Annotated in this window: 20 protein-coding genes, 1 tRNA gene and 1 pseudogene; 11 read left to right on the top strand and 11 right to left on the bottom strand. The window is 71.3% G+C overall.

Annotation, left to right across the window (positions count from 1 at the left end; all coding sequences use genetic code 11):
- A pseudogene (locus ACZ5WG_RS18800) lies at positions 1 to 1,221 on the bottom strand (SUKH-4 family immunity protein); the annotation flags it as partial.
- A gap of 7 nt (positions 1,222 to 1,228) precedes the next feature.
- The gene (locus tag ACZ5WG_RS18795; RefSeq protein WP_468724429.1) at positions 1,229 to 2,242 is read right to left on the bottom strand and encodes an SMI1/KNR4 family protein; all 1,014 of its coding nucleotides are present in this window, start codon (positions 2,240 to 2,242) and stop codon (positions 1,229 to 1,231) included.
- Between the two features lie 230 nt (positions 2,243 to 2,472).
- Between ACZ5WG_RS18795 and ACZ5WG_RS18790 the strand changes: the two genes are divergently transcribed.
- Together ACZ5WG_RS18790 and ACZ5WG_RS18785 are read left to right on the top strand one after the other, a co-directional pair.
- Positions 2,473 to 3,063 (top strand): YwqJ-related putative deaminase, encoded by a 591-nt coding sequence (locus ACZ5WG_RS18790; RefSeq protein ID WP_468724427.1) that lies wholly within the window; start codon positions 2,473 to 2,475, stop codon positions 3,061 to 3,063.
- An 11-nt stretch (positions 3,064 to 3,074) separates the two neighbouring features.
- Positions 3,075 to 3,587, top strand: coding sequence for an SUKH-3 domain-containing protein (locus ACZ5WG_RS18785; protein WP_468724426.1), 513 nt, complete (start codon positions 3,075 to 3,077; stop codon positions 3,585 to 3,587).
- 54 nt (positions 3,588 to 3,641) lie between these two features.
- Here ACZ5WG_RS18785 and ACZ5WG_RS18780 read toward each other — a convergent pair whose 3' ends face one another.
- Positions 3,642 to 4,916, bottom strand: a complete 1,275-nt coding sequence (locus ACZ5WG_RS18780) for a sensor histidine kinase (protein WP_468724424.1) — start codon at positions 4,914 to 4,916, stop codon at positions 3,642 to 3,644.
- 131 nt (positions 4,917 to 5,047) lie between these two features.
- Here ACZ5WG_RS18780 and ACZ5WG_RS18775 point away from each other — a divergent pair, with 131 nt between their 5' ends.
- The 6 genes from ACZ5WG_RS18775 to pth all read left to right on the top strand — a co-directional run bounded on the left by ACZ5WG_RS18775 (position 5,048) and on the right by pth (position 10,169).
- Complete coding sequence (locus ACZ5WG_RS18775) at positions 5,048 to 5,941, top strand: hypothetical protein (RefSeq protein WP_468724422.1); 894 nt, start codon at positions 5,048 to 5,050, stop codon at positions 5,939 to 5,941.
- Positions 5,942 to 5,956: 15 nt separating this feature from the next.
- Positions 5,957 to 6,033: transfer RNA gene (locus tag ACZ5WG_RS18770), tRNA-Gln, on the top strand.
- A 108-nt stretch (positions 6,034 to 6,141) separates the two neighbouring features.
- Complete coding sequence (gene glmU / locus ACZ5WG_RS18765) at positions 6,142 to 7,587, top strand: bifunctional UDP-N-acetylglucosamine diphosphorylase/glucosamine-1-phosphate N-acetyltransferase GlmU (protein ID WP_468724421.1); 1,446 nt, start codon at positions 6,142 to 6,144, stop codon at positions 7,585 to 7,587.
- Between the two features lie 145 nt (positions 7,588 to 7,732).
- Entirely contained in the window at positions 7,733 to 8,710 is a 978-nt protein-coding gene (locus tag ACZ5WG_RS18760) for a ribose-phosphate diphosphokinase (protein WP_030156542.1), read from the top strand.
- 190 nt (positions 8,711 to 8,900) lie between these two features.
- Positions 8,901 to 9,488, top strand: a complete 588-nt coding sequence (locus ACZ5WG_RS18755; protein WP_468724420.1) for a 50S ribosomal protein L25/general stress protein Ctc — start codon at positions 8,901 to 8,903, stop codon at positions 9,486 to 9,488.
- A gap of 90 nt (positions 9,489 to 9,578) precedes the next feature.
- Entirely contained in the window at positions 9,579 to 10,169 is a 591-nt protein-coding gene (gene pth, locus ACZ5WG_RS18750) for an aminoacyl-tRNA hydrolase (RefSeq protein WP_390791117.1), read from the top strand.
- 3 nt (positions 10,170 to 10,172) lie between these two features.
- Here pth and ACZ5WG_RS18745 read toward each other — a convergent pair whose 3' ends face one another.
- Both ACZ5WG_RS18745 and ppc read right to left on the bottom strand, forming a co-directional pair.
- Complete coding sequence (locus ACZ5WG_RS18745) at positions 10,173 to 10,298, bottom strand: hypothetical protein (RefSeq protein WP_468724418.1); 126 nt, start codon at positions 10,296 to 10,298, stop codon at positions 10,173 to 10,175.
- Positions 10,299 to 10,572: 274 nt separating this feature from the next.
- Positions 10,573 to 13,338 (bottom strand): phosphoenolpyruvate carboxylase, encoded by a 2,766-nt coding sequence (gene ppc, locus ACZ5WG_RS18740; RefSeq protein ID WP_468724416.1) that lies wholly within the window; start codon positions 13,336 to 13,338, stop codon positions 10,573 to 10,575.
- Between the two features lie 382 nt (positions 13,339 to 13,720).
- Here ppc and ACZ5WG_RS18735 point away from each other — a divergent pair, with 382 nt between their 5' ends.
- Both ACZ5WG_RS18735 and ACZ5WG_RS18730 read left to right on the top strand, forming a co-directional pair.
- Positions 13,721 to 14,707, top strand: coding sequence for an acyl-CoA desaturase (locus ACZ5WG_RS18735; RefSeq protein WP_468724414.1), 987 nt, complete (start codon positions 13,721 to 13,723; stop codon positions 14,705 to 14,707).
- Positions 14,704 to 15,378 carry a TetR/AcrR family transcriptional regulator gene (locus ACZ5WG_RS18730; RefSeq protein ID WP_030297040.1) on the top strand — a complete coding sequence of 225 codons (675 nt, stop codon included), beginning with the start codon at positions 14,704 to 14,706 and terminating at the stop codon, positions 15,376 to 15,378. The genes ACZ5WG_RS18735 and ACZ5WG_RS18730 overlap by 4 nt, the downstream gene beginning before the upstream one ends.
- Positions 15,379 to 15,518: 140 nt before the next feature.
- Here the strand turns inward: ACZ5WG_RS18730 and ACZ5WG_RS18725 are convergent, their stop codons facing one another.
- Positions 15,519 to 15,881, bottom strand: coding sequence for a VOC family protein (locus ACZ5WG_RS18725; protein WP_468724412.1), 363 nt, complete (start codon positions 15,879 to 15,881; stop codon positions 15,519 to 15,521).
- Between the two features lie 2 nt (positions 15,882 to 15,883).
- Positions 15,884 to 16,741, bottom strand: a complete 858-nt coding sequence (locus ACZ5WG_RS18720; protein ID WP_468724411.1) for a trans-aconitate 2-methyltransferase — start codon at positions 16,739 to 16,741, stop codon at positions 15,884 to 15,886.
- Positions 16,742 to 16,916: 175 nt separating this feature from the next.
- Between ACZ5WG_RS18720 and ACZ5WG_RS18715 the strand changes: the two genes are divergently transcribed.
- Positions 16,917 to 17,414, top strand: coding sequence for a MarR family winged helix-turn-helix transcriptional regulator (locus tag ACZ5WG_RS18715; protein WP_030297045.1), 498 nt, complete (start codon positions 16,917 to 16,919; stop codon positions 17,412 to 17,414).
- On the opposite strand, the gene ACZ5WG_RS18710 is transcribed toward ACZ5WG_RS18715, so the two are convergent.
- The 4 genes from ACZ5WG_RS18710 to ACZ5WG_RS18695 all read right to left on the bottom strand — a co-directional run bounded on the left by ACZ5WG_RS18710 (position 17,373) and on the right by ACZ5WG_RS18695 (position 22,310).
- Positions 17,373 to 18,137 (bottom strand): LuxR C-terminal-related transcriptional regulator, encoded by a 765-nt coding sequence (locus ACZ5WG_RS18710; protein WP_468724409.1) that lies wholly within the window; start codon positions 18,135 to 18,137, stop codon positions 17,373 to 17,375. The genes ACZ5WG_RS18715 and ACZ5WG_RS18710 overlap by 42 nt on opposite strands.
- A gap of 493 nt (positions 18,138 to 18,630) precedes the next feature.
- Positions 18,631 to 19,578: a UDP-glucose 4-epimerase GalE gene (gene galE, locus ACZ5WG_RS18705; RefSeq protein WP_468724552.1), complete on the bottom strand. Its 948-nt coding sequence runs from the start codon at positions 19,576 to 19,578 to the stop codon at positions 18,631 to 18,633.
- A gap of 95 nt (positions 19,579 to 19,673) precedes the next feature.
- On the bottom strand, positions 19,674 to 20,372 hold the full coding sequence (locus ACZ5WG_RS18700; protein WP_266666338.1) for a response regulator transcription factor: 699 nt from the start codon (positions 20,370 to 20,372) through the stop codon (positions 19,674 to 19,676).
- Positions 20,373 to 20,516: 144 nt separating this feature from the next.
- Positions 20,517 to 22,310 (bottom strand): outer membrane protein assembly factor BamB family protein, encoded by a 1,794-nt coding sequence (locus ACZ5WG_RS18695; RefSeq protein ID WP_468724407.1) that lies wholly within the window; start codon positions 22,308 to 22,310, stop codon positions 20,517 to 20,519.
- Positions 22,311 to 22,318 lie beyond the last annotated feature (8 nt).

Genomic DNA, 22,318 nt, shown 5'->3' with positions numbered 1-22,318 from the left:
CGCACCAGGAGCACCAGGAGCACCAGGAGCCCCGGGCGGACCCGGAGGCGCAGGCCGGCCCGTCACGGCCGGACCCGCCAGCATCGTCGCCGCATGATCCAGCCCACCCCCCAGCGAACCCGGAGCACCGGGCGGACCCGGAGGCGCCGGCGGCTGACCCGCACCAGGAGCACCAGGAGCACCAGGAGCCCCGGGCGGACCCGGAGGCGCAGGCCGGCCCGTCACGGCCGGACCCGCCAGCATCGTCGCCGCATGGTCCAGCCCGCCGCCAGGCACACCGGGAGCCCCGGGAGCACCAGCCGCACCGGGAGCCCCCGGCGGCCCGGGCGGCGTCACCGGCTGCGCGCCCGGCCGGGAGACCTGGGCCTTGCTCGTCGGCGCATCGGCGATGGACCCGGAATCCGGGCCCGCGTCGGCCCCGAGGTGCAGCGCCGGCGCGATCGCCGTCTTCGGGAGCTGGCTGCCCCCGGCCATGAGGGTGGTCTTCGCCTCCGGGGCCGTGCCGGACGGCGGCGCCATGTCCTCCAGGTCCGACCCCGACAGCGGCGGCGCGAACACCGTCGCGGGCAGCGGCACGGACACGTCGTCCGCACCGGGGTTCACATCGGTCCCGGCCCACGGCGTGGCCCCGGCGGGCACCCCGTCGTTGGCGGTCGGCTCGTACGGCACCTCGCGGCGCAGCGGCACCGCCTCCACCGGCCCGGGCGCGGACACCTGAACGGGATCCGGCACAGCCGCCGGAACCGCAGCCGCCGGAACCGCCGGAACCGCAGACTCCGAAGCAGAAACAGGGCCAGGCGCAGCTGCAGGTGCAGGTGCAGGCGCCGCAGGGGCCGGCGCCGCCGGAATCCCCGCCCGGTCCGCCGCCTCCTGCAGCCACTCCGGCGGACTCAGCATGAACGAGGTCTGCTCCGAGTCGATCCGCGGCGTCGGCACCGACGCCTCCGCCACCGGCGCGGCCGCAACCCCGTACTCCTCCTCGTACCGGCGGATCACCTCACCCACCGGCAGCCCCGGCCACAGCGTCACCTCACCGCTGTCCCGCGCGATGACCAACCGCTGCCGGCCACCACCGGACACCGGGCCGGCCGCACGGTCCTCCGCCCACACCACGAACCCGAGCCCGAACTCCCGTACGCGCACCTCCCGGTGCTGGTACGCGGGCACGTCCCCGTTGATCCACTCCTCGGCGCGCTCCTGCGCCTGCGCAAACGTCACCATCGCGCCGTCACCCCTCCACCGGTGCCGCACCCGGCCCGGCAACCGACCCGGACACGGGAACCGAGCGTGCGAATCCGCCGTCCACCATCAGACCGGCCACCGTCTCCAACTCCGGCGGGTTCCCCGCCAACCGCTCGAGGAAGGCATCGAAATCGGCACCGCACGGCAGCAACAACCGCTCCACGCGCTCCTGCACCGACCAGCCGTCCCGGTCACGGGCGTCGTCGTACGGGGAGAACCACACCGAGCCGATGGCCTCGCCCTTCACCTTCACCGCGAGCAGACCCCCCTGGACGAAGGCCACGCACAGGTAGTCCTTCGTCAGATGGTCCCGCAGACACTTGTTGACGTACACGAGGTCGTTGACCGCCGCCTCCTCACGCACCGTGAAGAAGGGCTGGTCCACCAGCAGACCGAGCTCCACGTCGAGGCCCGCACCCACCGGCGCACAGCCACCCGCAGCCTTCAGGAACGCGCGGTACGCCTCCGGCAGCCGGTAGCCGAGGTCCTCCTCGACACCCTGCACCGCCTCCTCGGACACCGACACCACCGACTTCGGCAGCCCCAGGTGCACCGGACGCACCTCCTGCAAGGGCCGCGTCCCACGCTTCTCATGGTCGACCGGCGCCGTCGCCAGCCCCGCGTGATGCCGCAGCAGCGCCTTCACCTCGACCGGGACCAGCTCCATCCGCCGCGTCTTCGCCACGTGGTGCCAGGTCCAGCCGTGCGGGGTCGCCACCGGCCCGACGGTGTCCCACAGCGCATGGCCGGCCGCATGCATCGCCGCGTTCGCGGACACGCAGTCCGTCAGCCGCAACTCGTCCGCGCCGAAACCCTCCGGCGGCTCGGCGATCTCCACCGCCGCACGCGCGTACGGGGAGAGGTCGGGATGTCCGTCCCCGTCCATCCGCACACCGTGGGGATGCCGAGCGGCCCGGACCGGGTCCGGGAAATGCACGACCTGCCCCGAGTACGCGGCGTTGGGTGGCGCGGCCTGCTGCCCGAGCCGACCTGTCGTCATGGCGGTAGCCCCCTGCTGGATCTGGCTGGTTCACCACAGCCTATGTGCTCCGGCAAGAGGGACACCCGCCCGCAACCCCCGCACCCGCGCGAGGGCCAGGAACATCCGAATTGATACGAATATTCGACCCCGCTTCCACACGACAGGTGACATTTGACAGGCTGTCCCCTCAGCACGGGGGCGTGCGCGACAGCGGCCACCACCGCCGCCACGGGAGGGAAGACGCGACCATGCAGAACACCGCCACACGCACAGACACGGCCGACGGCGCCTCAGGAACGGGCGGACAGGCCACACAAGACGGACAGACCACCGGACAGACCGGCGGCCCGGCCGGCGACCCACGCCTGCGCTGGAGCACCACCGACGGCCGACCGGCCGCCCCCGTCCTGCGCTTCCGCCGCGACGGCATCCTCCCCACCGTCGCCGCAGCCCTCTCCGTACGCGGCGAAACCCTCACCGGCACCGCAGGCAAAGCCGACCAGCCACCCGCACTCCACCCCCTCGTCCAGGACTTCCTCGACACCCTCACCAGCGGCCAGCGGGAACGCTTCACCGGCCGCTGCCCAGAGGCGATCCTGCTCTCACGCCACCTCACCGCCACCGAAGGCGCCCGCAGCCGCCGCGCCTCCCGCAAACCCCTCACCGCGAACGAAGCCCGCCGCTCACTCAAACACTCCAAAATCACCGCCCGCCGCATCCGCGAAGACGGCGACCCGCTCCACGGCACCTACGCACCCCCCTGCCGCTCCTGCGAAGCCCTCCTCGCCCACTTCGGCGTACGCGCCGTCGACCTCACCCCCGCCTCAGAGAAGGCCTGACCCCCGACACCATGACCACCTCCTCCGCCTCCTACGACCGCTCCTCGGCCACCCGCTTCCCCACCGCCGTGGACACCGCCCTGCGCACCGCCGGCTGGGAACCCGGCCGCTGGGACATCAAGCAGGCCGAGTTCTGGGCCGACGCCCTCCGGGACCACACCACCCCCGCCGGACACCGGCACACCGTCTTCCCCGCCGCCGTCGAGGCCTGGGCCGAATTCGGCGGGCTCACCGTCACCGCCCCCGGCCCGGGCCGCCAGATAGCACCCGTCCCCGTGCGCCTGGACCCCCTCACCGGACTCCACCTCGCACGCACCTTCGCCGACCTCGGCCGCGCCCTGTCCACCGAGCTCTGCCCCCTCGGCATCGACACCGACGCCGGCTCACACCTCGCCATCGACCGCGAAGGCCGCGTCTACGCCATCGACCACACCGGCGACTGGTACCTCGGCGGCGCCCCGGACGAAGCCCTGACCCTCCTCCTGACCGGCCTCCAACCCACCCGCCTCACCACAACCCCCTGACCCCCACCCCACCCGGGGCCCGGCCAGGGAACGTGAGCCCGCCCCGGGGCGGGCTCACACCTGCCGGGAGCCGCCCGGCAGAACCGCCGAGACCTTGAAACCGCCCTCGTCCGTCGGGCCGGACACGAACACCCCACCCAGCCCGAGCACCCGCTCACGCATCCCGACCAGCCCGTTCCCGCCACTCGGCAGCCCCGGCTGCACCACATCCGCCCCGCACGGCCCGTTCTCCACCTGCATGGCCACCTCACCCTCCCGGTGAGCCAGCCGCACCACGACCCTCGCACCCGGCGCATGCTTGTGGCAGTTGGTCAGCGCCTCCTGCACCACCCGGTACGCCGTCTGCTCCACCTCCGCCGGATACCCCGCCCCCGCACCCCGCACATCCAGCTCCACGACCATCCCCGCCGCCCGCGACTGCCCGACCAGCGCCTCCAGCTCCCCCAGCGAAGGCCCGGGCCCCTCCTCGAAACCCCCCACCAGCGCAGCCACCGGCACCACCGCAGGAGCCCGCTTCGGCGACTCGGCCGCCCGCAGCACCCCCAACATCTCCCGCAGCTCGGTCAACGCCTGCCGCCCCATGTCACCCACCAGCGCCGCGTTCTTCGCCGCCCGCGCCGGATCCTTGACCGCCACCGCCTCCAGCGCCGCCGCATGCACCACCATCAGCGACACCCGGTGCGCCACCACGTCGTGCATCTCCCGCGCGATCCGCGTCCGCTCCTCCTTACGGGCCCACTCGGCCCGCTCCTCCGCCCGGTCCGCGAGCAGCGACAGCTCCCGCTCCAGCGAGTCCGCCCGCTCGTGCAGGCTCTCCATCAACCGCCGCCGCGCCCCTATGTACAGACCCAGCAGCACCGGCGGCACCGTCAGCGCCACCGCCACGAACACCGACAGCACGATGACGAGGGAACGCGAGGCCCCCTGGTCCCCGATGGTCCGCACGTACATCACGACGAACGTCGCGACCAGCGACATCGAGGCCAGCGTCGCGGTGATCCGCCGCGGCACCTCGCAGGCGGCCAGCGTGTACAGCCCCACCACCCCGAGCAGGAACCCCATCGCAGCCGGCGACACGGCGATCCCCACCAGCACCACCGCGATCGGCCACCGCCGGCGCAGCACGAGCGTGGACCCCACCAGGAGCCCGAACAGCACCCCGACCGCCACCGGCACCCCGGCCTCGCGCGCGAAGGGCACCCCCTCGACGGCGCACTCGACGGCGGACACCGCCGCCAGCCCCACATCGAGCACGGCCCCCCGCCGCCGCTCCCACCACAACGGCCCGTCGCGCCCGGCGCCGCCCTGCTCTTCCCCCGTAACGGTCATGCCGTCCAGCGTACGCAGGGCCCCCAGCACACATGCGAACGGAATTCCGGCAATCCGAAGGCAATCGCACGTACGGCTGAATCGTCCGCTGGGCGAGACCTGAATCCCGCATTCCGGACGACATTGGGGACATGACCGAAATCCGACGTCGCCCCGGCGACGGCACAGGCGGCCTCCGCACGGGCGCCGCAACCTTCGAGGATCTCCGCGAGCAGGCCATCGCCCTCCGCCGCGAGGGCCTCAGCCTCCGCCAGATACGTGATCGCCTCGGCGTCCACAACAACGACATCCTGGGCCGCCTCGTCAAGGGCGAGCCCCCGCCCGAATGGACCAAGCGCCCCAACGCGAAGGACGAGCTCCGCGCCAAGGCCCGCGAACTCCGCCTCCAGGGCATGACCTACGACCAGATCCAGGTTGAACTGGGCTGCTCGAAGAGCTCCATCTCCCTCTGGGTTCGCGACCTCCCGAAACCCGAGCCGCGCTACTCAGCCGAAGAACACCGGGCGCGCATGACCGCCGGCTTGGAGAGGCTCCAGAGGACGAGGGAGGAGAACCGCCAAGCGACGAAGGCGTCGGCGGAAGACGAGCTCGGCGGGATGACCGACCGCGAGCTGTTCGTCACCGGCGTCGGCCTCTACTGGGCCGAGGGACAAAAGAGCAAGCCGTACGCACGCCGCGAGCGGGTGATCTTCGTCAACAGCGATCCAGACATGATCCAGCTCTTTCTGGCCTGGCTCGACCTCCTCGGAGTCGAATCCGAGCGACTGCAGTACCGAGTGATGATCCACGAGACGGCCGACGTTCTGGGCGCCGAACGCTTCTGGGCTGACCAGGTACGAGTAGACCATTCACGCCTGCAGAGAACGACTCTCAAGAAGCACAACCCGAAGACCGTTCGCAAGAACGTTGGCGAGGACTACCGGGGTTGTCTGGTGATCGGCGTACTGGACAGCGCCGACCTGTACCGCCGAATCGAAGGGTGGTGGTCCCGTATGGCAGTGGAGGCGCGCCGCAGAAACGCGTAGGCTGACGGCGCGCAATCCCGGGTTGCTCTGTCGGCAGGGGCGACCAGACTTTGAATCTGGGTACGACGCAGGTTCGACTCCTGCCCCGGGAGCCGTCGGTTCGGGTCCTGACCTCCATGGTCGGGACCCGGCTTCGTTTCCGGGGGGCGGCCCCCCGGTATCCTTCACGGGTCCACCACCCGAAGCCGAAGGGCACACCCGTGAGCGCCAACCGCCCGGCAGCCGTCGTCGTACTCGCAGCGGGTGAAGGCACCCGCATGAAGTCGGCCACTCCCAAGGTTCTGCACGAGATCTGCGGGCGCTCGCTCGTGGGCCACGTCGTCGCCGCCTCGCGCGAGCTGGACCCCGAACACCTCGTGGTCGTCGTCGGCCACGCCCGTGAGCAGGTCACCGCGCACCTCGCTGAGATCGACGCCGGCGTCCGCACCGCCGTCCAGTACGAGCAGAACGGCACCGGGCACGCCGTCCGCATGGCCCTCGAAGAGCTCGGCGGCACCGTCGACGGGACCGTCATCGTCGTCTGCGGCGACACACCCCTGCTCACCGGGGAGACGCTGCAGCAGCTCGCGGCCACGCACGAGGCCGACGGCAACGCCGTCACCGTGCTCACCGCCGAGGTGCCGGACTCCACCGGTTACGGCCGCATCGTCCGGGACGGCGCCGGCGCCGTCACCGCCATCGTCGAGCACAAGGACGCCACCGACTCCCAGCGCGCGATCCGGGAGATCAACTCCGGGGTCTTCGCCTTCGACGGCGCCCTGCTCGCGGATGCGCTCGGCAAGGTGCGTACGGACAACAGCCAGGGCGAGGAGTACCTCACCGACGTGCTCGGCATCCTGCGCGAGGCGGGTCACCGCGTCGGCGCGGCGGTCGGCGCCGACCACCGCCAGATCCTGGGGATCAACAACCGCGTGCAGCTCGCCGAGGCGCGCGCGCTGCTGAACGCGCGTCTGCTGGAGCAGGCGATGCTCGCGGGCGTGACGGTGGTCGACCCGGCGAGCACGTTCGTGGACGTGACGGTGACGTTCGGGCAGGACGCGCTGGTCCACCCGGGTACGCAGCTGCTGGGCGCGACGCACGTCGCCGAGGGCGCCGAGGTCGGCCCGAACACGCGGCTCAAGGACACGCAGGTGGGTCCGCGGGCCCGCGTCGACAACACGGTGGCGGACACGGCGGTGATCGGCGAGTCGGCGTCCGTCGGCCCGTACGCGTACCTGCGCCCGGGTACGAACCTGGGTGTGAAGGCGAAGGCCGGTACCTACGTCGAGATGAAGAACGCGACGATCGGTGAGGGCACGAAGGTGCCGCACCTGTCGTACGTGGGTGACGCGACGATCGGCGAGTACACCAACATCGGCGCGGCGAGCGTGTTCGTGAACTACGACGGTGAGCACAAGCACCACACCACGGTCGGCTCACACTGCAAGACGGGTTCGGACAACATGTTTGTGGCGCCCGTCACGATCGGGGACGGCGCGTACACGGCCGCCGGGTCGGTGATCACGAAGGATGTGCCGCCGGGTGCGCTGGCGGTGGCCCGTGGTCAGCAGCGGAATATCGAGGGCTGGGTGGCCCGCAAGCGTCCGGGAAGCGCTGCGGCGACGGCGGCTCAGTCGGCGGTCCAGGAGGACTCCGACCCGCGTTGAGGCCTCGTTGAGGTGAACTGACCGGAAACAGGTACGCCCGGGACGGCGTACCGTGATAGGTGCACGCAATTCGGCTGGCTCACCGTGTGCGGGACGGACGCACACGGGGGCGAGCAGCTTTCAACACGTCTGAGGAGACTGTGCTGTGACCGGGATCAAGACGACCGGCGAGAAGAAGCTGATGCTCTTCTCCGGCCGCGCCCACCCCGAGCTGGCCGAGGAGGTTGCGCATCAGCTGGGCGTTGCCCTCGTGCCGACCAAGGCTTTCGACTTCGCGAACGGTGAGATCTACGTTCGTTTCCAGGAGTCGGCTCGTGGCGCGGACTGCTTCCTGATCCAGAGCCACACGGCTCCGATCAACAAGTGGATCATGGAGCAGCTGATCATGATCGATGCGCTGAAGCGCGCGTCGGCTCGCTCCATCACCGTGATCATCCCGTCGTACGGGTACGCCCGCCAGGACAAGAAGCACAAGGGCCGTGAGCCGATCTCGGCCCGTCTGGTCGCCGATCTGCTGAAGACCGCGGGTGCGGACCGCATCCTGACGGTCGACCTGCACACGGACCAGATCCAGGGTTTCTTCGACGGCCCGGTGGACCACCTTTCCGCGCTGCCGGTCCTCGCGGACTACGTGGGTGCGAAGGTGGACCGCTCCAAGCTGACGATCGTTTCTCCGGACGCCGGGCGCGTACGCGTCGCCGACCGCTGGTGCGACCGTCTGGACGCGCCGCTGGCGATCGTGCACAAGCGCCGTGACAAGGACGTCGCGAACCAGGTGACGGTCCACGAGGTCGTCGGTGAGGTCCGGGGCCGTGTCTGTGTCCTGGTCGACGACATGATCGACACGGGTGGCACGATCTGCGCCGCTGCCGACGCGCTGTTCGCGCACGGTGCGGAGGACGTGATCGTGACGGCCACGCACGGCATCCTGTCGGGGCCGGCTGCGGACCGTCTGAAGAACTCGAAGGTCAGTGAGTTCATCTTCACGAACACCCTGCCGGACCCGTCCGACCTGGAGCTCGACAAGATCACGGTCCTGTCGATCGCTCCGATGGTCGCGCGTGCGGTGCGCGAGGTCTTCGAGGACGGTTCGGTCACGAGCCTGTTCGAAGAGCAGCAGTGACCGGGAGCGGTAACCGGTAGTACAGAGATCCTTTTGGGTGCGGCCTCCGCGCCGGGTAGACTCTACGAGTTGCTCGGCGAGGGAGGCCGCACCTTTTGGTGTCGGTGCTCCGTTATCGACGCGCTCTTCGTAGCAGGCCGTTCAGGCCGGGTGACCGTTGTCCATTTCCGTCACCCCACGAGGAGTGAGCATGTCCGAGGTCAAGCTTTCCGCCCAGCTCCGCAACACCTTCGGCAAGGGCTCTGCCCGCCAGGCCCGTCGCGACGCCCTGGTTCCCGGTGTCATCTACGGCCACGGCAACGACCCGAAGCACGTCAACGTCGAGGGCCACGGCCTGGCGCTGGCGCTGCGTACCCCGAACGTCCTGATCTCCCTGGACATCGAGGGTGACGGCACCGAGCTGGTCATCCCGAAGGCCGTGCAGAAGCACCCCCTGAAGCGTTCGATCTCCCACGTCGACTTCCTGATCGTCAAGAAGGGCGAGAAGGTCACCGTCGAGGTCGCCGTCGTCACCGAGGGCGAGCTGGCCGCCGGCAACAACATGCTGGAGACCCTCCTCAACACCATCACGGTCGAGGCCGAGGCCACCCACATCCCGACCGAGGTCACCGTGTCCATCGCGGGCCTCGAGGCCGGTGCCTCCATCCACGCCAAGGACCTGGTCCTGCCGGCCGGCACCACGCTGGCCGTCGACGGCGAGACCGCCGTTCTGCAGGTCGTCGCCCCGCAGGCCGAGGAGCCGGCCGCCGAGGGCGCCACCGAGGGCGAAGAGGCCTGAGCCTCGCTTTCCCCCCTCAGCACTTGCTGATCGACCGCCGTCCGGCTCCACTGGGAGCGGGACGGCGGTCGTCCTCGTTAAGGAGCATGGATGTCGGACGACGCGGCGCCGTGGCTGATCGTCGGCCTCGGTAATCCCGGGGCGGAGTACGCGGGCAACCGCCACAACATCGGGTTCATGGTGGTGGATCTGCTGGCCGAGCGGATGCGCGGGAAGTTCAAGGCGCACAAGGCGCGGGCGCAGGTGGTGGAGGGCCGGATGGGTCCTCCGGGTCCGGCGAACCGCCGGGTGGTGCTGGCGAAGCCCATGTCGTTCATGAATCTGTCGGGCGGGCCGGTGACGGCGCTGCGCGATTTCTACAAGGTGCCGTTGGACCGGATCGTGGCGGTCCATGACGAGCTGGACATCGACTATCCGACGCTGCGGCTGAAGCTGGGCGGCGGGGACAACGGGCACAACGGCCTGAAGTCGATGACGAAGTCGATGGGGCCGGACTACCACCGGGTGCGGTGCGGGATCGGCCGTCCGCCTGGTCGTATGCAGGTGGCGGACTTCGTGCTGAAGGACTTCTCGTCGACGGAGCGCAAGGAGCTGGACTGGTTCGTGGACCGGGCGGCGGACTCCGTGGAGTGCCTGATCGCCGAGGGCCTGGAGCGGGCCCAGTCCGCGTACAACTCCTGACGGCTACAGCTCGTCGGCCCGGGTCAGGTCGATCTCCATGCGGAAGGGGACGTCGGTCGTGACCACGCCCTGCTGGGCACCCGTGTGCGCGTAGATCCGGTTGACCGGGTCCAACTGGAAGAGGTGCACGAGCGGGGGCCGCTCTCCCCGCTCTCGGCCCGCCGGAAGTTCGGGATGCCCGCGGCTGCATAGTTGTGCGGCTTGGTGCCGGTGTGCCGTGCTTCGGAATCCGGAGCGACCACCTCGAGGACGAGCGCGGTGTCGGCGACGGGGTAGGACCACTGGTCCCGGCCCGTACAGGCGCTTCCCATGGTGCGGTCCTCGTCGCTGCCGGCTGCGGCGGAGCCCGGTATCCGTGTCCGTCATCACAAAGGGTGACGGACACGGACACCGGGGCGCGGTGTCAGCCGGTGTTGCGCAGGCCTGCCGCGACGCCGTTGACGGTGAGGAGCAGGGCTCGGGCGAGCAGCGGGTCGGGGTCTTCGCCGCGGGCGGCGGCGGCGCGCTGGCGGGCCAGCAGGGAGACCTGGAGGTAGGAGATCGGGTCCAGGTAGGCGTCGCGGACGGCGAAGGTCTGCTGGAGGACCGGGTTGGAGTCGAGGAGCTTCTGGCCGCCGGTGATGCGCAGGACCTCGCGGACGGTGAGCTCGTGTTCGGCTTCGATGCGGGCGAAGACGTGCTTGAGGTCGTCCGGGACGAGGGTGTCGACGTAGTGGCGGGCGATCCGCAGGTCCGTCTTGGCCAGCGTCATCTCGACGTTGGAGAGGAAGTTGCGGAAGAAGTGCCAGCGCTCGCCCATCTCGGCGAGGGCGGCTTCGCCGCCTGCTTCGCGCAGGGCCTTGAGGCCGGAGCCGACGCCGTACCAGCCGGGGACGATCTGGCGGGACTGGGTCCAGCCGAAGACCCAGGGGATGGCGCGCAGGCCGTCGAGGCCGGCGCCGGAGTCGGGGCGGCGTGAGGGCCGGGAGCCGAGGTGGAGGTCGGCGAGCTGGTCGACGGGGGTGGCGGCGAAGAAGTACGAGGGCAGGTCCGGGTCCTCGACGAGCTCGCGGTACGCGGTGTGTGCGGCGTCGGAGACGGTGTCCATGGCCGCGTCCCAGCGGGCGAGGTCGTCCTCGGACTGGCGGGGGGCGGTGTGCAGGGCGGAGGCCTGCAGGGTCGCCGCGACGGTCAGTTCGAGGTTCTCGCGGGCGAGGGACGGTACGAGGTACTTGTCGGAGATGACCTCGCCCTGTTCGGTGACCTTGATCTCGCCTTCGAGGGTGCCCCAGGGCTGCGCGAGGATCGCGTCGTGGGAGGGGCCGCCGCCGCGGCCGACGGTGCCGCCGCGGCCGTGGAAGAGCCGCAGGCGCACTCCGTAGCGGTGGGCGACGTCGCGCAGGCGGCGCTGGGCGCGGTGGATCTCCCACTGGCTGGTGGTGATGCCGCCGAACTTGCTGGAGTCGGAGTAGCCGAGCATGACCTCCTGGACGTCGCCGCGCAGGGAGACGAGGCGCCGGTAGGAGGGGTCGGCGAGCATGGCGTCGAGGATGACGTCGGCGGCCTTGAGCTCGTCGGTGGTCTCCAGGAGCGGGACGATGCCGATCTTGGCCCAGCCGGCGTGGAGGTCGATGAGGCCGGCTTCGCGGGCCAGCACCGCGGCGGCGAAGACGTCGTCGGCGCCCTGGCACATCGAGATGATGTAGGACTCGATGACTTCGGGGCCGAACTTCTCGAAGGCGTCCTTGATGGCGGAGAAGACGCCGAGGGTCTTCTGGCCGGCGGCGTCGAGCGGTGCCGGGGTGGGCGCCAGCGGGCGGCGGGAGCGCAGCTCCTTGGCGAGCAGCTTCTGCCGGTAGTCGCGCGGCATGTCGGCGTAGCGCCACGACTCCTCGCCGAGGCGGTCGAAGAGCTGGCCGAGGGCGTGGTGGTGGGCGTCGGCGTGTTCGCGGACGTCCATGGTGGCGAGCTGGAGGCCGAAGGCGGCCAGCGTGCGGATGGTGCGGTCCATGCGGCCGTCGGCGAAGAGGGCGCCGCGGTGTTCGCGCAGGGAGGTCTGGATGAGGGTGAGGTCGGTGAGGAGCTCGGCGGTGCCGAGGTAGTCGCGGCCTTCCTCGTGGGGGGTGCCCTTGGCGAGGCGCTCGCGGGTGTTGACGAGCTTCTGGCGGATGCAGGTGGCCTTGAGGCGGTACGGCTCCTCGGCGTTCAGCCGCTTGTAGCGCGGGCTGATCTCGGGGAGGCGTTCGAGGTCGGCCTGGAGGGAGGAGAGGAGTTCCTCGGTGGCGCCGGTGTAGCGGATGGAGTTCGACAGCAGTCCGCGCAGGTAGTCGACGAGTTCGAGGGCGTCGGTGATGCCGTGCTCGTGCTGGAGGATCAGTACGTCGCGGGTGACGTCGGGGGTGACGTTGGGGTTGCCGTCGCGGTCGCCGCCGATCCAGGTGCCGAAGGTGAGGGGGCGGGTGCCTGCGGGCAGCTCGACGCCGACGCGCTGGAGTTCCGCGGCGAGGTCCTCGAGTACGTCCCCGACGGCGCCGGCGTGGAGCTCGTCGAGGTAGTAGATGGCGTTGCGGGCCTCGTCGGCGGGTTCGGGGCGTACGACGCGGAGCTCGTCGGTCTGCCAGACGAGGTCGATGTTCTCGGCGAGGCGCAGGTCGTGGCGGCGGCGTTCGCCGGCGCCGGAGACGGGCTCTTCGAGGAGGGCGGCGATGCGGCGCAGCTTGTTGAGGACGCTGCGGCGGGCCGCCTCGGTGGGGTGTGCGGTGAAGACGGGCCGGACGTTGAGGTTCCGGACCGTCTCGCGCAGGTGTTCGGGGTCTGCGTCCTTGAGCATGTCGGCGGTGCGGGCGAGCAGCCCGCCTTCGGCGGCTCGGTGGGCGCGCAGTTCCTTGCCGCGGTGTACCTGTTCGGTGACGTTGGCCAGGTGGAAGTAGGTGGAGAAGGCCCGTACGAGCTTGGCGGCGGTCTCCAGGTCGGTGTCGCCGAGCAGTGCGGCGGCGGCTTCGCCGTCGGTGCGCGTCAGGGCGCGCACTTGTTCGACGAGGTCGAGGAGGTCTTGCCCTTCCTGGCGGACGAGGGTCTCGCCGAGGAGGTCGCCGAGGCGGCGGATGTCCGCCCGCAGCTCTGCGTTGGCGGCGACGGCGGTGGCCTGGGCCTTGGCCGGGGTGGAGGAGGCCTGGTCAGCACTGCTCACAGGTGCGGCTCCTTGCAGTGTTCGAGCGCTACTGGGAGGTGGGCTCCGGGGTGCGCGGGGGTGTGCGTCCCGGAATTCCTCCCCCAGCGACGGCTGGGAGGGGCCCCGGGGGTGTCCCCCACCTGATGCGCAGCTCGGCTGCCCGTGCGGACCGCGCTGTCCGACGACACCAGGATAGGTGTCGTTGGCTCGCGCCCCGCTAAACGTCTCATCAGGCGGCGCGCGGCCCAGGGCGGGCGCCGTTTCGAGCGCCCCGGGCCCGGTCGTGCTCCCCTTGCCCCGGGCTGTGGCTTTGCCATACTTACGATGCCGTAGGTTACGCGTCCGTAGCCGGGGCGGGCGCCAGGGCGCCTGCCGATTCCTCACCCCCCAGGGGACCCTCATGACCACCAGTCCCGAGCTGATCGAGGACGCCTCGGCGACCTCCGATTCCGATTCCCCCGCACCCTCCGCGACCCTCGGAGGCGAGAGCAAGCGGTCAGTGGAGCAGATCGCCCTGCTGATGTTCATCGTCGTTCCCTTCCTCGCGCTGCTGGCGGCGATTCCGCTGGCCTGGGGCTGGGGGGTGAGCTGGCTGGATCTCGGCCTGATGGTGTTCATGTACTTCCTGGCCTGCCACGGGATCACCATCGGCTTCCACCGGTACTTCACGCACGGTTCCTTCAAGGCGAAGCGGCCGCTGCGGATCGTGCTGGCCGTGATGGGTTCGATGGCGGTGGAGGGGCCGCTGGTGCGCTGGGTGGCCGACCACCGCAAGCACCACAAGTTCTCCGACCACGAGGGCGACCCGCATTCGCCGTGGCGGTTCGGGGAGAGCGTCCCGGCGCTGATGAAGGGGCTGTGGTGGGCGCACATCGGGTGGCTCTTCGACGAGGAGCAGACGAACCAGCAGAAGTACGCCCCGGACCTGGTCAAGGACCCGGCGATCCGGCGGATCTCGCGTGACTTCGTGCTGTGGACGATCGTCTCGCTGGCGATCCCGCCGCTGGTCGGCGGCCTGGTGACGATGTCGTGGTGGGGTGCGTTCACGGCGTTCCTCTGGGGCTCCCTCGTGCGCGTGGCGCTGCTGCACCACGTGACGTGGTCGATCAATTCGATCTGCCACGCGGTGGGCAAGCGCCCGTTCAAGTCGCGGGACCGCTCCGGCAACGTGTGGTGGCTGGCGGTGCTCTCGTGCGGGGAGTCCTGGCACAACCTGCACCACGCAGACCCGACGTCGGCCCGGCACGGCGTGCTGCGCGGCCAGGTCGATTCCAGTGCCCGGCTGATCCGCTGGTTCGAGCTGGCGGGCTGGGCGACGGACGTGCGCTGGCCGTCCAAGGACCGCATCGATGCCCGGCGCAGGGAAAACGCGTCGAACGCGGCATGATGGGGGACGTGGCGATCGACGGCAGCAGTTCCAGCAGCGACAAGCCCCGGCGTGGCCGCCGGGTCCGGATGACGGGCGCCGAACGGCGTCAGCAACTGCTGGACATCGGCCGCGCCTTGTTCGCCGAGAAGGGCTTCGAGGGCACGTCGGTGGAGGAGATCGCGGCGAAGGCCGGGGTGTCCAAGCCGGTGGTGTACGAGCACTTCGGGGGCAAGGAGGGCCTGTACGCGGTCGTCGTGGACCGGGAGATGCGCCAGCTGCTGGACGGGGTGACGGGCGCGCTGACGGCCGGGCATCCGCGGGAGCTGCTGGAGCAGGCCGCGTTCGCGCTGCTGGACTACATCGAGTCGTACACGGACGGCTTCCGGATCCTCGTCCGGGACTCCCCCGTCGCCCAGTCGACGGGTACGTTCGCCTCGCTGATCAGCGACATCGCCACGCAGGTCGAGGACATCCTGGGACTGGAGTTCAAGGCGCGCGGGTTCGACCCGAAGCTGGCCCCGCTGTACGCGCAGGCGCTGGTCGGGATGGTCGCGCTGACCGGGCAGTGGTGGCTGGACGTGCGCCGGCCGAAGAAGGCGGAGGTCGCGGCGCACCTGGTCAATCTGGCCTGGCACGGGCTGGACGGGCTGGAGTCGAAGCCGCGGCTGGTGGGCCACCGCAAGAGCTGAGGCCGCGGCGGCGGTGTGTACGACGCGACGGCGCCCCGTCACCGGAGATCCGGTGGCGGGGCGCCGTCGCGCTGCACGGCAATGTCAGGCAGCCGGGCAGCCGGGCAGTCAGGCAGTCAGGCAGTCAGGCAGTCAGGCAGTCAGGCGAGGGGCTCCAGGAACTCGATCCGGTTGCCGACGGGGTCCTCGGAGTAGAAGCGGCGGTGCCCGGGCAGGTTGTCGTCCCAGACGACCTCGGCGCCCCGTTCCTCCAGCCTGCGCGCGTAGGCCTCTATCCCGGTCACCCGCAGCCCCGGGTGCGCCTTGCGGGCGGGCCGGAAGTCCTCCTCGACGCCCAGGTGCAGCTGCACCGGCCCGGCGGCGAACCAGCAGCCGCCGCGGGCGGCGAGGACGGGCGGTTTGGGGACCTCGGTCATGCCGAGGACGTGGGTGTAGTACGCGCGGAGCCGGTCCTCCGAGCCGGGCGGCGCGGCGAGTTGGACGTGGTCGACTGCGGTCAGCACGGTCAGAGCTCCTTGCGGGCGACGGTGAAGATGCGGCGGAACGGGAAGACCGTGCCGCGCGGGCCGGGCTGGTAGGCCTCGCGCAGCAGGTCGCGGTACTCGGCGAGGAAGGCGTCCACGGCGTCCCGGTCGCCCCCGAGGGCGGTCAGGACGGGCCGCAGGGCGGTTCCCTTGACCCAGTCGAGCACCGGGTCGGGACCCGACAGCAGCTGGTGGTACGTCGTCTCCCAGGTGTCGACGGCGCAGCCCAGCTCGGTGAACCGGGCCAGGTACTCGGCGGGTTCGAGGAGGTGGGTGTAGCGGGCGCCGTGGCCGGCGAGCCGGCTCCGCCAGCGCGGGGTGTCGCAGAGACCGGCGAGCAGGGCGTGGCTGGGGGCGGTGAAGTTGCCGGGGATCTGGAAGGCGAAGGTGCCGCCGGGGCGCAGTCCGTTGATCCAGGCGGCGAAGGAGCCGGGGTGGCTCGGGACCCACTGGAGGGCGGCGTTGGAGACGATCAGGTCGTACGGCTCCTCGGGGAGCCAGCTCGCGAGGTCTCCGTGGTGGAAGTCGAGGCTGCCGCCGCCGGTGGTCTTGCCCGCGTACTCGTCGGTGGCGCGCCGGAGCATTTCGGGGGAGAGGTCGAAGCCGGTGATGTGGGCCTCGGGCCAGCGTTCGGCGAGCAGCGCGGTGACGTTGCCGGGGCCGCAGCCGAGGTCGGCGATACGGGCGGGGCGGGTGGGGAGTTCGGGTATCCGGTTCAGGAGGTCGAGGAAGGGGCGGGTGCGGTGTCCGGCGTGCCGGAGGTATTGCTGGGGGTCCCAGGTGGGCGCGGCGTGGGTGGTGGCCGTGGGGATCCTTGCCGACGCGGTATCGGAATGCATGTTCGAGCCTCCCTGCTGGCGGGGCGGGCGGAAGCGGAAGCTGTTCCGGCCCCCTCCATGCCCATCGTCGCCCAAAATATATCTTGACGTCAAGATTCCCGTCATCAAGATATCTATTTCCGAGATCCTCGATTTGAAGAGACTTCACGTCGACAGACCCCTTACACTGATCCGCATGGAGGACGAGGTCGACCGATTGGTCGCGGCATGGCGGCGGGAGCGCCCTGACCTCGACGTGGAACCGCTCGAAGTGCTGAGCCGTGTCAGCAGGCTCGCCCGTCACCTCGACCGCGCCCGCAGGCTGGCCTTCTCCGAGCACGGCCTGGAGCCTTGGGAGTTCGACGTCCTGACGTCGCTGCGCCGCGCCGGCGCGCCCTACCAGCTCTCCCCCGGCCAGCTGCTGACACAGACGCTGGTCACCTCCGGCACCATGACCAACCGCATCGACCGGCTCGCGAAGAAGGGCCTCGTCGAGCGGCTGCCCGACCCCAACGACCGGCGGGGGGTGCTGGTCCGCCTCACGCCGGAGGGCCGCGACCGCGCCGACCAGGCCCTGGCCGGCCTGCTGGCCCAGGAGCGGGCGATCCTCGCCCAGCTCTCCCAGGCCCAGCGCGGCGACCTCGCGGCGCTGCTACGCCAGTTGACCGCTCCGTTCGACAACATCCCCGGCTAGATCGGCCGGCCGCACCCCGGCCCGCCGGGCCAGTGCCACCGCCGCGAGCGTGGAGTGCACCCCGAGCTTGCCCAGCACGTTCTGCATGTGCGTGCGGACGGTGTGCGGGGACAGGAACAGCCGCGCCGCCACGTCCTTGCGGCCCAGCCCCGCCACCATGCAGCGCAGCACCTCGTGCTCGCGCGGCGTGAGGGACTCGACGAGCCGCTCGCTGTCCGTACGGTGCTTGCGCGCAGCGGTCAGTTCGCGGAGTACTCCGGTGAGCAGTGCGGGCGGGAGGTGGGTCTCCTCGCGCAGGACCCCGCGGATGACGGCGAGCAGCCGCGAGAGCGAGCAGTCCTTCGCCACCCAGCCGGAAGCCCCCGCCTGCAGGGCGTGCGCGGCCCGGCGCGGGTCGTCGCGCTCGGCGAGCACGACGGTGCGGACCCCGGGGTGGGACACCCGTACCCCGGCGACCAGCGCGATCCCGTCCGCGCCGGGCGGTGGTCCGGAGCCCGGGTCGCGCTGGGCGGGCACGGCCCCGGCGGCGGCGCCGAGATCGGCGTCGACCAGCAGGACGTCGAAGCGGCGGCCCTCGGCCACCGCCCGTTCGAGGCAGCGCAGCGCGGCGGGGCCGCTGCCGGCCGCGGACACGTCCACGTCGGGCTCGGCCGCGAGCGCGGCTGCGAGCGATTCGGCGAAGATGCGGTGATCGTCGACCACGAGAACCCGGATGCGAACCACAAAACCCCCAAGGGTCGGGGAACGGACGACTGCGGGTACGGCGCCCGGACCGGGTGATCCGCAGCTGCCGCGGCCGCCGCCGAGACATCTCTGCACTACCCCGGACCGGACGCCGTACCCGGCGTGTCTCGACCCCTGAATCAACACCGGCCCCCACCGGCGTCACGCATCAGCGTAGAACGGGTCGCGGCTCGCGGTTGGCCGAATAGCAGAAGTTTTCCGAGCGATTTTCGGGTTGGGCTGTGAGGAACGCGGTGCGAGGTGGCTTGAATTCGACGGTGTGGAAGGTCTGGAAGGCGGTTTCCGACCGGCGCGTGCCACGGGCAGTTGCACGGGGGGCATTTCACCCGGCGTGTGCACGCCGGGCGCCCGCGCACCGCGCCCGCCCACGGCGCTGACCCACTCGCACGCGCTCCCTGCGCACGCCGCCGCACGCACCGCGCCCCCCGCACCGTCGGGTGCGGGGGGCGCGGTGAGCGGGTGCGGCAAGGAGTCAGGAACGGTGCTTGCGCGTGAAGTTCCAGGCGTCCGTGATGATGCCGGTGAGGTCCGAGCGGGCCGGGGTCCAGCCGAGCTTCTCGTGGGCGGCGCGCGCGGAGGCGACGAGCACCGCCGGGTCGCCGGCCCGGCGCGGGGCGACGACCTCGGGGATCTCCGCGCCCGTGACCTTGCGGACCGTCTCGACGACCTCGCGGACCGAGAAGCCGTTGCCGTTGCCGAGGTTGCAGATCAGGTGCTCGCCCTCGGTGGCGGCCTCCAGGGCGGCCAGGTGGGCCTCCGCCAGGTCGGCCACGTGGATGTAGTCGCGGACGCAGGTGCCGTCGGGAGTCGGGTAGTCCTCGCCGAACACCGAGATCGACTCCCGCTCGCCGAGGGCGACCTGGAGCACCAGCGGGATCAGGTGGGTCTCGGGGTCGTGCCGCTCACCGAACTCCCCGTACGCCCCGGCCACGTTGAAGTAGCGCAGCGAGACCGCCGCGACGCCGTGCGCCGCGCACTCCCCCGCGATCATGTGGTCGACGGCCAGCTTCGAGGCGCCGTACGGGTTGGTGGGCTTGGTGACCGATTCCTCGGTGAGCAGGCCCTCGGTGGGTTCGCCGTAGGTCGCGGCGGTGGAGGAGAACACCAGCTTGCGCACCCCGGCCCCGCGCATCGCGGCGAGCAGGGCGAGCGTGCCGCCGACGTTGTTCTCCCAGTACTTGCCCGGGTTGACGACGGACTCGCCGACCTGCGAGGACGCCGCGAAGTGCAGCACCGCGTCATAGGAAGCGTCCAGGTAGCGGCCGGCGTCCTGGATCCGGCCCTCGATGAAGGCCGCGCCCGCCGGGACGCCCTCGCGGAAGCCGGTGGAGAGGTCGTCGAGGACCGTGACCTCGTGCCCGGCCTCCAGGAGGTGCGCCGCGACGACACTGCCGACGTATCCGGCGCCGCCGGTGACCATGAACTTAGAAGACGCCGTCTTACTCACTCGCCTACTGCCTCTCGCAGGGGGGTCCACGCGGGGTGCGTGCACATGCCGGTCACTGGCTTACCGGATTACGGGCCTCCGGGGAAATCGGCGGCCACCGGCACCGGCCCCGCCCGGTCCAGCAGACCGGTCCGGGCGGCCAGCGCCGCCGCCTCCAGCCGGGAGCCCACCCCCAGTTTCATCAGCACCCGCTGGACGTGCGTACGGGCGGTGCTCGGTGCGATCTCCATGCCCGCGGCGATGAGCCGGGTGTCCTCGCCCTCGGCGACCCGGACCAGCACCTCCACCTCGCGCGGGGTCAGCAGCCGCAGCAGCCGGCTGCCCTCGTCGTCGGGCTGGGCGGCGGGGTTGAGCAGCTCGGCGAAGGCCCCCTGGAGCAGCTGCGGGGAGATCGCGACCTCCCCGGCCCGTGCCTTGGCCAGCGCCCGCTCCACGCCTTCGATCCGCTCGTCGTGGCGTACGTACCCCGAGGCGCCGGCGGCGAAGGCGGCCGCGATCCCTCGCGGGCTCGGCACCGGGCCGAGGACGACGACGGCGATCTGCGGCCGTTCCCGCTTGATGCGCACGACCGGCTCGAACACCCCCGGCTCTGCGGGCGTGGCGGTGCCCAGCAGGCAGACCTCCGGCGCCCGGCTGATGACCAGCTCGGCGGCGCCCGCGGCCGGGGCGGCCGCGGCCAGCACCCGGTGCCCGCGCAGCTTGAGAGCCGAGGCCAGCGCCTCGGCCAGCAGCCGGTGCTCGTCGAGCACCATGACCCGTACGCCCATCGCGCACCCACCCCCGACCCTTCTGCCCCGGCAAGCTACACGCTTGTTCGACGGTGCGCGGCGGTTACTGCGCAGAAGCCCCCGGAAGGCGGACCTTCCGGGGGCTCGAGCCGTCTGCGGGGACCGGCCGTGATCGGCCGGGGATCAGCTGGCGCTGAAGGAGACGAACAGGTACTCGGGGTCGCCCTTGTCCGAGTACGGCTTCCTGGCCGTCGTGCGGGAGATGAAGAGCTTGCCGTTGTGGTAGCGGTATTCGGAGTAGTCGGGCGAGAAGCCGGTCTCGGCGGTCCGGCTGGCCTTCTCGGCCGGGTTCTCCATGAGGACGGTCTCCTTCATGGTCATACCGTCGATGCTGACGATCTGGCCGCCCTTGTCGTACGGGGGCTCCTTGTACGCGATGACGTTCGACCCGTCCATGCGGAGCGGGAACATGGTGTACCGCTCGCCCGCGTCGGCGCGGTCGGTGGTCTGCTTGCCGGTCTCCAGGTCGAAGGAGAGCAGCTCGTTGGTGCGGCCGGCCGACGCCTGGCCCTGGTGCTCGATCGAGGGCAGGTAGAGCTTGCCGTTGCCGACCACGAAGCCGGAGCACTTCTCGACCTCGGTGCCGCCGCACTTGCCGCCGAAGTTGCCGGAGGCGAGCGAGATGCGCGCCTTCAGCTCGCCCTTGGGGTCGACGACGAAGAGGTCGCTGACGCCGGAGGCGTTCTTGGCGGTCTTGCCGACGTCGGCGGCGACGATGAGGGGCTTCGTGGAGACGATGGACGCCCACTCGATGCCCGGGGAGAGCTTGTACGAGGCCGTCTGCGCGCCGGTGGCCGGATCCAGGGTCTGGGCGTACAGGGTCTGGGCGTCGCCCCGGCCGCACTTGCGGATCACGCCGAGGGCCTCGCCGCCGGCGTAGCCGCTGTCGTAGCAGCCCTCGCCGTCGACCTTGGGCGTCCACAGGGGCTTGCCGTCGGCGAGGTTCCAGGCGGCGCCGCCGCTGGTGCCGCCCGCGGCGACGGTCTGGCCGCTGAGCGTGACCTCGTAGTAGGAGGCCGGCTTGTCACCGGTGGTGGCGCCCTTGGCGTTGCCGGACCAGAGGAGCTTGCCGGCGTTCAGGTCGATGACGCCGACCTCGGTGCACGCCGGGTACTTGACCTCGGGCGTGGGCTGCGCCGGCCGGAAGAGGACCGCCGTCTTGTTGTCGCTGACGTGCTTGGTCGCGCCGCACAGCTCGCCGGGGAACGGGATCTCCCACTTCTTGGCGCCGTCGACGGTGTTGTAGCCGACGACCTTCGACACGTCGGACTTGATGTAGGTGGAGTCGGTGAGCCAGGAGCCCGCGACGGTGACGACGTCTTCCGGGGTCGGGTTCGGCTGGTTGAACAGCGGCTTCGACTTGACGTTGGCGGGCACCTTCTCCGAACCGGGGGTGCCGGCCGCCGGCTTGCCGCTGGGGCTGCCGTCCGCGGTGGGCTTCTTGTCGTCGCCGCCGCCGTCGCCGGAGACGTACCAGAAGCCGCCCGCGACGATCAGGACGATGGCCAGCAGGGCCGCGCCGACGATCATCAGCTGGGTGCGCTTGTCGTTGGCGCCGCCCGGGCCGCCCGGGCCAGGGGGCTGGGCCGCCTGCATCGGGGCCGTGGGCGCGCCGAACTGCGGCGGGGCGCCGGCGCCGGGGGCCGGCTGCTGCTGCGGGTAGCCGTATCCCTGCTGCGGATAGCCGTACGCCGGCTGCCCCTGCGGGGGCACGGCCGGCGCGGCCGGCGCGGCCGGCACGGTCGGCGGTACGGGCGGCTGCTGGGGGGCCGTCGGCGGAACGGGCGGCACCGGCGGCGGCGCGCCGAAGCCTCCGGACGGCGGGGCCTGCGGCGCCCCGAAGCCCTGGGGCGGGGGATCCTGCGGCGCTCCGAAGCCGCCGGCGGGCGGCTGGTTGGGGGGCGGCGGGGTACTCATCGCTTGCT

The organism is Streptomyces sp. NPDC032745 (genome assembly GCF_055579465.1).
The sequence above is the reverse complement of the archived record's forward strand: the minus strand, read 5'-3'. Positions and strand labels throughout refer to the sequence as shown.

What these genes read in the sequence shown, in the direction of transcription:
- ACZ5WG_RS18775 (WP_468724422.1), top strand. Translation starts at nt 5,048, where the DNA reads ATGACCGAAATCCGACGTCGCCCCGGCGACGGCACAGGCGGCCTCCGC.
- ACZ5WG_RS18795 (WP_468724429.1), bottom strand. Translation starts at nt 2,242, where the DNA reads ATGACGACAGGTCGGCTCGGGCAGCAGGCCGCGCCACCCAACGCCGCG.
- ACZ5WG_RS18700 (WP_266666338.1), bottom strand. Translation starts at nt 20,372, where the DNA reads ATGGGCGTACGGGTCATGGTGCTCGACGAGCACCGGCTGCTGGCCGAG.
- galE (WP_468724552.1), bottom strand. Translation starts at nt 19,578, where the DNA reads ATGGTCACCGGCGGCGCCGGATACGTCGGCAGTGTCGTCGCGGCGCAC.
- ACZ5WG_RS18790 (WP_468724427.1), top strand. Translation starts at nt 2,473, where the DNA reads ATGCAGAACACCGCCACACGCACAGACACGGCCGACGGCGCCTCAGGA.
- ACZ5WG_RS18780 (WP_468724424.1), bottom strand. Translation starts at nt 4,916, where the DNA reads ATGACCGTTACGGGGGAAGAGCAGGGCGGCGCCGGGCGCGACGGGCCG.
- pth (WP_390791117.1), top strand. Translation starts at nt 9,579, where the DNA reads ATGTCGGACGACGCGGCGCCGTGGCTGATCGTCGGCCTCGGTAATCCC.
- ACZ5WG_RS18720 (WP_468724411.1), bottom strand. Translation starts at nt 16,741, where the DNA reads ATGCATTCCGATACCGCGTCGGCAAGGATCCCCACGGCCACCACCCAC.
- ACZ5WG_RS18785 (WP_468724426.1), top strand. Translation starts at nt 3,075, where the DNA reads ATGACCACCTCCTCCGCCTCCTACGACCGCTCCTCGGCCACCCGCTTC.
- ACZ5WG_RS18755 (WP_468724420.1), top strand. Translation starts at nt 8,901, where the DNA reads ATGTCCGAGGTCAAGCTTTCCGCCCAGCTCCGCAACACCTTCGGCAAG.
- ACZ5WG_RS18730 (WP_030297040.1), top strand. Translation starts at nt 14,704, where the DNA reads ATGATGGGGGACGTGGCGATCGACGGCAGCAGTTCCAGCAGCGACAAG.
- ACZ5WG_RS18715 (WP_030297045.1), top strand. Translation starts at nt 16,917, where the DNA reads ATGGAGGACGAGGTCGACCGATTGGTCGCGGCATGGCGGCGGGAGCGC.
- ACZ5WG_RS18695 (WP_468724407.1), bottom strand. Translation starts at nt 22,310, where the DNA reads ATGAGTACCCCGCCGCCCCCCAACCAGCCGCCCGCCGGCGGCTTCGGA.
- ACZ5WG_RS18735 (WP_468724414.1), top strand. Translation starts at nt 13,721, where the DNA reads ATGACCACCAGTCCCGAGCTGATCGAGGACGCCTCGGCGACCTCCGAT.